At 60.9% G+C, this 10,150-nt stretch carries 9 protein-coding genes; 2 read left to right on the plus strand and 7 right to left on the minus strand.

All coding sequences use genetic code 11. The features are described from left to right. Positions 1–42: 42 nt before the first annotated feature. From choV to F8N49_RS20545, 3 genes are all read right to left on the minus strand, one after another. Complete coding sequence (gene choV, locus F8N49_RS20535; RefSeq protein WP_151552329.1) at positions 43–1,221, minus strand: choline ABC transporter ATP-binding protein; 1,179 nt, start codon at positions 1,219–1,221, stop codon at positions 43–45. Further along, positions 1,218–2,063 carry a choline ABC transporter permease subunit gene (gene choW, locus F8N49_RS20540; RefSeq protein ID WP_016772805.1) on the minus strand — a complete coding sequence of 282 codons (846 nt, stop codon included), beginning with the start codon at positions 2,061–2,063 and terminating at the stop codon, positions 1,218–1,220. Before choW ends, choV begins: the two co-directional genes overlap by 4 nt. 77 nt (positions 2,064–2,140) lie before the next feature. Then, entirely contained in the window at positions 2,141–3,088 is a 948-nt protein-coding gene (locus F8N49_RS20545; protein WP_071173862.1) for a choline ABC transporter substrate-binding protein, read from the minus strand. 435 nt (positions 3,089–3,523) lie between these two features. Between F8N49_RS20545 and F8N49_RS20550 the strand changes: the two genes are divergently transcribed. Together F8N49_RS20550 and F8N49_RS20555 are read left to right on the plus strand one after the other, a co-directional pair. After that, a complete protein-coding gene (locus F8N49_RS20550) occupies positions 3,524–4,900 on the plus strand; it encodes an L-serine ammonia-lyase (protein WP_110646287.1) in 1,377 nt (458 codons plus the stop codon). A 593-nt stretch (positions 4,901–5,493) separates the two neighbouring features. Next, positions 5,494–6,597, plus strand: coding sequence for a GlxA family transcriptional regulator (locus tag F8N49_RS20555; RefSeq protein WP_007949927.1), 1,104 nt, complete (start codon positions 5,494–5,496; stop codon positions 6,595–6,597). 73 nt (positions 6,598–6,670) lie between these two features. Here the strand turns inward: F8N49_RS20555 and F8N49_RS20560 are convergent, their stop codons facing one another. From F8N49_RS20560 to F8N49_RS20575, 4 genes are all read right to left on the minus strand, one after another. After that, positions 6,671–6,934 carry a hypothetical protein gene (locus F8N49_RS20560; protein WP_016772808.1) on the minus strand — a complete coding sequence of 88 codons (264 nt, stop codon included), beginning with the start codon at positions 6,932–6,934 and terminating at the stop codon, positions 6,671–6,673. A gap of 372 nt (positions 6,935–7,306) precedes the next feature. Beyond that, positions 7,307–8,470, minus strand: a complete 1,164-nt coding sequence (locus tag F8N49_RS20565; RefSeq protein ID WP_151552331.1) for a gamma-butyrobetaine dioxygenase — start codon at positions 8,468–8,470, stop codon at positions 7,307–7,309. 24 nt (positions 8,471–8,494) lie between these two features. Then, the gene (locus tag F8N49_RS20570; protein ID WP_125916607.1) at positions 8,495–8,971 is read right to left on the minus strand and encodes a thioesterase family protein; all 477 of its coding nucleotides are present in this window, start codon (positions 8,969–8,971) and stop codon (positions 8,495–8,497) included. Between the two features lie 135 nt (positions 8,972–9,106). Further along, complete coding sequence (locus tag F8N49_RS20575) at positions 9,107–10,072, minus strand: L-carnitine dehydrogenase (protein ID WP_056786523.1); 966 nt, start codon at positions 10,070–10,072, stop codon at positions 9,107–9,109. Between the last annotated feature and the right edge of the window lie 78 nt (positions 10,073–10,150).

Genomic DNA, 10,150 nt, shown 5'->3' on the forward strand with positions numbered 1-10,150 from the left:
TCACGCCGCGATAATCTCGCGGCGTTTTTGTGTCTGCGGGGTTTACCCCAGATTCTTGCCCACCAACGCGTGATACAACTCGCTGTCACCGAGAATCCCCACCACATGATTGTTATCGTGCAGCACCAGCTTGTTGCCGGTCTGATAACGGATCTGCAGCGCGTCACGCATGCCGATGTTCGAGTCCACCAGCGTCGGTTTGCGCTCCAGGCCTTCCACCGCTTGCCCCGGTGCCCAGTTCTGCAGGTTCAGCACCGAGCCGTTCTGGCGTGCGCCTTTGATGGTGTTGCCTTCGGCCAGGTCCAGCCACGAGTCGCCGCCCGGATCGAGGCACACCGAGCCGTTGATGCGTTTGCACTTGTCCAGCGTGCGCATCAGGCTGCGGCCGCAGAGCACGTTGAGCGGATTGGTGTGGGCGACGAAGGTGCGCACATAGTCGTCCGCCGGGTTGAGGACGATTTCTTCCGGCACGCTGTACTGGATGATCCGGCCGTCTTTCATGATCGCGATGCGGCTGCCGAGTTTGAGTGCTTCATCGAGGTCGTGGCTGACAAACACGATGGTCTTGCTCAGCTTGCGTTGCAGTTCCAGCAGTTCATCCTGCAGACCCTGGCGGATCAACGGGTCGAGGGCCGAGAACGGTTCGTCCATCAGCAGAATGTCAGCGTCCATGGCCAGCGCGCGGGCGAGGCCGACGCGCTGCTGCATGCCGCCGGATAGCTCATCAGGCTTTTTGTTGCGCCATTGGGTCAGGCCGACCAGTTCGAGCTTTTCGTCGACCAGTTTCTTGCGTTCCTTCTCCGGTCGGCCCTGCATCTCCAGGCCGAAACTGATGTTCTCGCGCACCGTCAGCCAGGGCATCAGGGCAAACTTCTGGAACACCATCGCAATGCGCTTGGTGCGCATCATTTTCAGCTCGGCGGGCGTGCAGGAGGCGATGTCGATCTGGCGGTTTTCATGCTCGACGAACAGCTTGCCGCGGCTCACGGTGTTGAGGCCGTTGATGCAGCGCAGCAGGCTCGACTTGCCCGAGCCGGACAGGCCCATCAGCACGCAGATCTCGCCTTTGTTGATGTCCAGCGTGGCTTTTTCCACGCCGACGATCTGACCGGTCTTCTTCAGGATCTCGTTGCGGGTCATGCCCTGATCGAGCAGCTTGAGTGCCTCGCGCGGGTCTTTGGAGAAGATTACGTCAACGTCTTCGAAGCGAATTATGCTCATGCGTCACCCCCTACTTTAGCGTCGGGTTGTTTGCAGATACGGTCGAGCATGATCGCCAGCAGTACGATTGCCAGGCCTGCTTCGAAGCCCAGCGCAATATCAGCAGTGTTCAGTGCGTTGACCACCGGTTTGCCGAGTCCGTCGGCGCCGACCAGTGCCGCGATCACCACCATCGACAGCGACAGCATGATGCACTGGGTGATGCCGGCCGCGATGCTCGGCATGGCGTGCGGCAGTTCGATCCTTGAGAGCAATTGGCGACGCGAGCAGCCGAAGGCCTTGCCGGCGTCCATCAGTTCTTGCGGGACATCACGGATGCCCAGGTAGGTCAGGCGGATCGGCGCCGCGATGGCGAACACCACCGTGGAGATCAGGCCCGGAACCACGCCCAGCCCGAAGAGGGTCAGGGTAGGAATGAGGTAAACGAAGGTCGGTACGGTCTGCATCAGATCGAGCACCGGCCGCATCATGGTGTAGAACATCGGTTTGTGCGCGGCGACGATGCCCAGCGGCACGCCGATCAACACGCAGACCAGGGTGGCGAACAGCACCTGGGCGAGGGTTTCCATGGTTTCCTGCCAGTAACCCAGGTTGAGGATCAGCAGGAACGAGGCGACCACGAACGCGGTCAGGCCCCACTTGCGTTGAATCAGATGGGCAATGATGGCAATCAGGCCAATCAGCACCAACGGGTTGAACCAGGTCAGCGCAAACGTCACGCCGTGGATCATCGTTTCCAGTGTCACGGCGATTGCGTCGAAGGTGTTGGCGCCGTGTTGCGTCAACCATTCGACGAAGCCCGCGATGTACTGGCCTAAAGGTATTTTCTGATCAATCAGCATGGTAGTGAACGTCCGCATGCAAGGAAATTAACAGCCCGGGCAGGCACGCCTGCCCGGCATAAGCGGTGCCTTTCAAATCAAGGCGCGAGCTTGGCTTTCACGGCCTCCAGGCCTGGTTTACCGTCAATGGTGGTCACGCCAGCGAGCCAGGTATCGAGCACCTGTGGATTCTTTTTCAGCCAGGCCTTGGCGGCCGCGTCAGGCTTCATCTTGTCGTCGAGGATGTTGCCCATCAGTTCACTTTCCATGTCGACGGTGAACTCCAGGTTTTTCAACAGCTGACCGACGTTGCTGCATTCTTCGGAGTAACCCTTGCGGGTGTTGGTCGCTACGGTGGCTGCGCCGAAATCGGGGCCGAAGAAGTCGTCGCCGCCGGTCAGGTACTGAATCTTGAAGCGCTTGTTCATCGGGTGCGGCGCCCAGCCGAGGAAGACCACGGCGGTGTCACGCTTCTGCGCCCGGTCGACTTGCGAGAGCATGCCGGCCTCGGAGGATTCGACGATCTTGAAGCCTGCGGTCTTCAGGCCGAAGGCGTCCTTGTCGATCATGCTCTGGATCAGCCGGTTGCCGTCGTTGCCCGGCTCGATGCCGTAGATCTTGCCGTCGAGCTCTTTCTTGAATTTGGCAATGTCGGCGAAGTCATGCAGGCCTTTGTCGTACAGGGCTTGCGGCACGGCGAGGGTGTACTTGGCGCCCTTGAGGTTGGTGCGCACGGTGTCGACGGTGCCGGCATCGCGATACGGCTTGATGTCGTTCTCCATGGTCGGCATCCAGTTGCCGAGAAACACGTCCATGTTCTTGCCGTCGGCCAGCGACTTGTAGGTCACGGGCACGGAGATCATGGTGGTCTTGGTCTTGTAGCCGAGGGCGTTGAGAACAACGGAAGTGGTGGCGGTAGTAGCGGTGATGTCGGTCCAGCCGACATCAGAGAAGTTAACGAGGCTGCACTGTGCCGGTTCTGCGGCTTGCGCCAGTAACGGCAGACTCAGCAGGGCGGCCAACAACAACGACGGGGAACCTTTCATGGATGGACTCCTTGGTGTTTTTTTTGGCAGTGTTCCGACTGTGGACCACCGCACTTATGGGTTGCGGTTGGTGGCGTTTTTGAGACAGCTCTACCGCAGCGCCTTGCAATCGAGTCATCCCGATCATGTACCAGTGAAAATCTGACGCCTACAGGGAGGGTCGTATCCAGTACAGGGATGGTCGCTTCCAGTGTCGGTGACGTCGCTTACAGCTTTTTTCCGCCCCCGATGACCTGCTCGACTGCATAAAAACGGCGTATTTGCGGGGCGAAAACGTAACGACGCTGCTGGACATGACTGCGTCGGTGTCAGACGCCGAGCGCGCCGACAAAAGCCCGATGATGCCGGCATTCGGCGGATCGCAGCTTGAGCGTAGCAGCTCCGCCAGCGGGCGCTTTTGCCGCCCGGACCGGTATTCTCAGGAGCTTCGCAGCAATGGCTATCAGCGTTTTCGACCTGTTCAAAATCGGCATCGGCCCTTCCAGTTCCCACACCGTCGGGCCGATGCGCGCCGCCGCATTGTTCGTCGAGTCGCTGCGCGGCAAGCATCAGCTGGAACAGGTGCGGCGCATCGAGGTGCAGTTGTTCGGATCGCTTTCCGCCACCGGCATCGGTCACGGCAGCGACAACGCAGTGATCATGGGCCTGATGGGCGAGTGGCCGGACGCAATCGACCCGGCGCAGATCGGCCCGCGCATTCAGGCGCTGCGCGAAACCCATACGTTGTTATTGGATGGTCGCCTGTCGGTGCCGTTTGTGTGGGCGCGGGACATGCGCCTGATCGATGAAAACCTGCCATTCCATCCCAACGCCATGACGCTGGTGGCCGAAGGCGAGTTCGCTGAGCTGCACCGTGACACCTACTATTCGGTCGGCGGCGGCTTCGTCGTTGATGAGGCGCAAGCGTCCAGTGGTGTGGTCGATCTGGATCGCACCGAATTGCCCTACGACTTCTCCAGTGCGGTCGAGCTGCTGGAGTTGTGCAAGAAACACAACCTGCGCGTTGCCGAACTGATGATGGCCAACGAAAAGGTCTGGCGCAGCGAAGAAGAGATCCGTGCCGGGCTGATGAAACTGTGGCGGGCGATGCAGGATTGCGTCGAGCAAGGCCTCAAGCACGAAGGCATTCTGCCCGGCGGCCTGAACGTGCGGCGGCGTGCGGCGAAGTTGCACCGCAGCCTGCAAGAGCTGAACAAACCGAACGTCATCGGCTCGACCCTGAGCGCCATGGAGTGGGTCAACCTGTTCGCCCTGGCCGTCAATGAAGAGAATGCCGCTGGCGGGCGTATGGTCACTGCACCGACCAACGGCGCGGCGGGGATCATCCCGGCGGTGCTGCACTACTTCATGAAGTTCAGCGAAGCGGTCACCGACGCCAACGTCGTCGACTATTTCCTCGGCGCGGCGGCGGTCGGCATTCTGTGCAAGAAGAACGCTTCGATCTCTGGGGCCGAGGTCGGTTGTCAGGGCGAGGTCGGTTCGGCCTGCGCCATGGCAGCGGCGGGGCTGGCGGAGATTCTTGGCGCCACCCCTGAACAACTGTGCAATGCGGCGGAAATCGGCCTGGAACACAACCTTGGTCTGACCTGCGACCCGGTCGGTGGTCTGGTGCAGGTGCCGTGTATCGAGCGCAATGCAATCGCCGCCGTGAAAGCCATCAACGCGGCGCAAATGGCCCTGCGCGGCGACGGGCAGCACTTTATCTCGCTGGACCGGGTGATCCGCACCATGCGCGATACCGGTGCCGATATGCATGACAAATATAAAGAAACTTCGCGCGGTGGCTTGGCGGTCAGTGCGGTTGAGTGCTGACCGTGAACCCGTGGCGAGGGGATTTATCCCCGCTGGGCTGCGAAGCAGTCCCAAATCCTGCAATCGAGTTTTGCCTGACACACTTTGGTGAATGGATTTACGACTGCTGCGCAGCCGATCGGGGATAAATCCCCTCGCCACAGGTTGATCTGGCAGAGTGGAGTGCCAGACCAGTCAAAACTGCTCAACAAAAGAACACCCCGATCCAGCCGCGCCACCTTTTGGCGCGTCGCAATCAGACAAGCGCCATTGTCAGTCGTGACTCGTCAGTCGTTACCTGACCGTCCGTCGCCTGTGCTTGCGGTGACACTCTGTGCAAATCCGCTGCAGGCCATTTCCCACAAGTGCTACCGATCTGCTCACGGGCTGCGCGGCAGGGCTCTCGCGGCATCTGATGGCACTTCGAAATGGCGTGTTCCGAGGTCTCGTATAGACGCGTCGCGAGGTCGTTTTCAGGAGTTATTGAATGGCCGTCCAATTTCAGGCACGGCAATTGCTCTGTCATAACAAAGCCTGCTTTCTCTGTGAGACGCGGGCAATAACAAGAGCCTCCGCCTGAGGCCGCCACCCGCTTTGTGTGAGGAGATATCGCGATGACGTCGTTCAACTCCGGGGCCCAACCCCAGAACCGTGCGCCTCAATCCATCGGCTTTCTGCTGCTGGACAATTTCACGCTGATTTCCCTGGCGTCCGCCGTTGAGCCGCTGCGCATGGCCAATCAGTTGTCCGGTCGCGAGCTGTATCGCTGGAGCACCCTCACCGTCGATGGCGGCCAGGTCTGGGCCAGTGACGGTTTGCAGATCACTCCCGACGCCTCCATGCACAAAGCCCCGCCCCTGGACACGGTGATTGTCTGCGGCGGCATCGGCATTCAACGCACCGTAACCCGTGAACACGTCTCGTGGCTGCAAAGCCAGGCGCGCCAGTCCAAGCGCCTGGGCGCGGTGTGCACCGGCAGTTGGGCGCTGGCCTGCGCCGGTCTGCTCGATGGCTTCGATTGCAGCGTGCATTGGGAATGTCTGGCGGCGATGCAGGAAGCTTTCCCGCGCGTGGCCATGAGCACACGTCTGTTCACCCTCGACCGTAACCGCTTCACCAGTTCCGGCGGTACCGCGCCGCTGGACATGATGCTGCACCTGATCAGTCGCGATCACGGGCGTGAACTGTCGGCAGCGATCTCGGAAATGTTCGTCTACGAACGCATTCGCAACGAACAGGATCACCAGCGTGTGCCGCTCAAGCACATGCTCGGCACCAACCAACCGAAGCTGCAGGAAATCGTCGCGTTGATGGAAGCCAATCTGGAAGAGCCGATCGATCTGGATGAACTGGCGGTGTATGTCGCGGTGTCGCGTCGACAGCTGGAGCGGTTGTTCCAGAAATACCTGCACTGCTCGCCGTCACGCTATTACCTGAAGCTGCGCCTGATCCGCGCCCGGCAACTGCTCAAGCAGACGCCGATGTCGATCATCGAAGTGGCGTCGGTGTGTGGTTTCGTCTCCACGCCGCACTTCTCCAAGTGCTATCGCGAGTACTTCGGCATCCCGCCGCGTGACGAACGCGTGGGCTCCAACACCACCCAGCAGGTAGCGATGCTGCCGCTGCCGCAGGCCATCGTGATGTCGCCGCTGTCGGGGCCGATGTCGGCGCTGAGTCAGGCGCGCAATGAGTCGACGTTTGCCAGTGTAAGGCTGTAGACCAAGTCTGATCGTTCCCACGCAGAGCGAGGGAACGATCAGGTGGGAGCGAGCCTGCTCGCGAAGGGGTTTCTCAGGCGCTGTGTGACTGCTGGTAATCCGAAAGGGCCGGCAACAATTGCTTGTCGATCGCCTGGCGCACCGCCGGCTGAATGCTGGCGCCGCTGGTGTACATGTCCTTGACCATCTTGCGCAGTTCGAATGCGCGAACATTGTCCAGGCCACGCACCGCGCACTCGCAGGCCTGCTCGGCGGTGGTACCGCTCGGCACCTGAATACCCAAGGCCTTGAGCTGGCCCAACAGATCTTCCTGGTCAATCAAATCGGCGTACATCATTACGCAAATCCTTCTGTGGCAACGGAGGTCTTGGCTCGATTCTGGTGGCCCCGACCGGACGCGGCAAGGGCGTTTTGTCGCGGTGGCCGGGACGACTATGAACAGGTCGTTTTCGGCTAACCGACTGGATGGGCGACTAGGCACACTGGCCCCAGCTCGCTTCACGAAGGTTTGGTCACCCTCGCCTGGCAGCTCCTCAACAGTACCCTCCTCAGCTCCGATCCTGTCACGGCTTGATCGGAGTTTTTTTTGCCTGTGATTCAGTTAGTAGCGCGTTGTTTGGACTGACGCTTTCGCGAGCAAGCTCGCTCCCACAGTTGAAATGCATTCCAATGTGGGAGCGAGCCTGCTCGCGAAGGTCGATGACGCGGTCTATCTTTGTAAAACCAGAATCCGCGACAACAACTCATCCCGGTCGACATAGCAGCCCTGAAAATGCCGCGCCCCGGTCGCTGGATCAAAGGCATTGCGCGCATGCAGCGTGCGGCGGTTGTCAAAGCACCACAACTCGCCCGGCTTGAGCCGCTGCATCAGCCGGAACCGCGGCTCGCGGGTCATCGCAATAAAGCGCCGATAGGCTCGATACAGCAGCGGCATCTGCGCCACCGACGTATCGAACGCCCCGCGCAGAAAGTTGGCCATGCGAATCTCCGCCACCCGGCCCAGCGCATCCACAGCGATGATCGGCGCCAGGCAGCGATAGTCGCTGTGCCGGTCCTTGTTGCGAAATTCCACAGGGATTTCGCACAGGGCCTCAAACAGCTGCGGCTCCTCCTGACGCAAGGCGTCGGCGATCGCAAAACCATCGACGAAAATGCTCTCGCCACCCTCGGCATCATTGACCAGGCAATGCAGAAATTGCAGCCCCGGTTGCAGCTCGCGAGTCGGCAAATCCGTGTGCAATGGCAGGTTGAAGGCGGTGTAGGCGTTGCTGTCGGCGTCGGCTTTGGATTGCACATTGAACAGCACGCCGAAATTGCTTTCGCGGATGAAGGAAATCCGCTGCGCGATGAGCTTCAGCGAGCCCGGCTCGGTGGGCACGCCGCGCACTTGGGTCAGGCCGATGTCGCGCACGGCGAGCAACCATTGCAGCAGCGCGGCGTTGTCGTTCATCAGCGCGGTGTAGTCGAACACCGGCAACTGCAGATCGCTGTGCCACAAATGGGGCTGCGGTTTGCCGGCCAGGCGTTCGGCGCGGGATTCATCGTCATAGGCATGTGCGCGCAACCAGCCCGGGTCGAAGCGGCTGAGGTGACCGTCCTGCCAGTCGATGCGCAGGCAACCATCGTTGTCGATGCGCGTGGCCAGCGGTCGCAAATCCTCGGCGGCATCGACGCTCTCGAAAACCTGCTCGCGAGTGACGCTGTAGACACATTGATCACACGGGCAATTGTCGCGCAGCCATAGGTGGTGAAACGGGCTGACACGTCCGTCAGCCCATTCGATGACAACGCGATCCGCCAGACCCTGCACGCCACCGAGCGCGCTGATCAACGGATAAGTACGAAAATCGGCAACAGCGACGGCGGTGTTCATGGCGGCTCCTTGGCAGTGGGGAATTTACCGAGCGGGTGGCAACGCGATCACGCGGCCGATGTAAGCGGGAGCGGGCAGGTCGGTCTGATCGGCGACGATGGCTTGCAACCGATGCAACGTATCAGGGCTGAACGGCGCCGAGCGCGGGCCGGCGAGGTCGACGTGCAAAAGCATCTGTTCGTTGCCGGCCAACTCTTGCTCATCGCCGATTTTGTGCAGGCTGTGGTAGAGGTGCAGGCGCTTGCTGTCGTGGCCGATGATTTGCGTGCGCACTTCCACCTCAGTGTCGAGCTTCACTTCGTGCAGATAATTGAGGTGCAGCTCAAGGGTGAACAGCGAGTGGCCGCTGGCCTCGCGGTTGCTGCTGTCCATGCCGAGGCGGTCCATCAGCGCATCGGTGGCGTAGCTGAAGATCAGCAAGTAAAAGGCGTCGCGCAGGTGGCCGTTGTAGTCGACCCAGTCGGGGATGATGGTGGTTTGGTAGGTGGTGAGGTGGGGCATGGTTTCTCCTGGCGGCGATCGTTCCCACGCTCTGCGTGGTAACGCCTCTTGTGACGCTGTGCGTCACGCTTCTGGGACGCGGAGCGTTCCCGGGCTGCATTCCCACGCAGAGCGTGGGAACGATCAGGTGGCGGATTACTCGCTGAAACTCATTCCGTGCTTCTCTTTGGTGGTTTTCACCGCCTCGAGCACCGCCAGCAAACAGTCATCACGATAGCGCTCCAGCGCGGAAATGCTGTGCCGGCCGAGCTGATCGGTGGTGCCATCGACCACATCATCAATCAATTTGTCGGTCAGCTCCGGTGCTGGCAGATATGTCCACGGCAATTGCAACGCCGGGCCGAACTGCGACATGAAGTGGCGCATGCCGGCATCGCCGCCGGCCAGGGTGTAAGTCAGGAAAGTGCCCATGAACGACCAGCGCAGACCGGCGCCAAAGCGAATCGCATCGTCGATCTCGCCGGTCGTCGCCACACCGTCGTTGACCAGGTGCAACGCCTCGCGCCACAGCGCTTCGAGCAGGCGATCGGCGATGAAACCCGGCACTTCCTTGCGCACATGCAACGGGCGCATGCCGAGGGATTGGTAGACTTGCATCGCCGCTTGCACCGCCTCTGGCGCGGTATTTTTGCCGCCGACGACTTCGACCAGCGGCAACAGATAAACCGGGTTGAACGGATGCCCGACCACGCAGCGTTCAGGGTGCGTCGAACTCTCATAGAATTCGCTGGGCAACAGGCCTGAAGTGCTTGAACCAATCAGTGCATCGGGCTTGGCGGCGGCGCTGATCTTGCTGTGCAGATCGAGCTTCAGTTCCAGCCGTTCCGGGGCGCTTTCCTGGATGAAATCGGCGTCACGCACGCACTCCTCGATGGTGGCGACAAAGCGCAGGCGATCCTGCGAAGCGCCCGGCGCCAGGCCGTTCTTCTCCAGCGCGCCCCAGGCATTGGCCACGCGTTGGCGCAATGCCGCCTCGGCGCCGGGCGCCGGGTCCCAGGCCACTACATCAAGTCCGTGGGCGAGGGCGCGGGCGACCCAGCCACTGCCGATGACACCGCTGCCGAGAGCGGCGAAGGTTTTGATTTCGGTGATAAAGCGCATGACGATTTCCTGAGAGAGTTCGGTGATCCCTGTGGAAACTCTGTTCTCGTGGCGAGGGGATTTATCCCCGATCGGCTG

Origin of the sequence: Pseudomonas sp. GXM4 (assembly GCF_008923895.1) — a bacterium.
Lineage (GTDB): Bacteria > Pseudomonadota > Gammaproteobacteria > Pseudomonadales > Pseudomonadaceae > Aquipseudomonas > Aquipseudomonas atacamensis.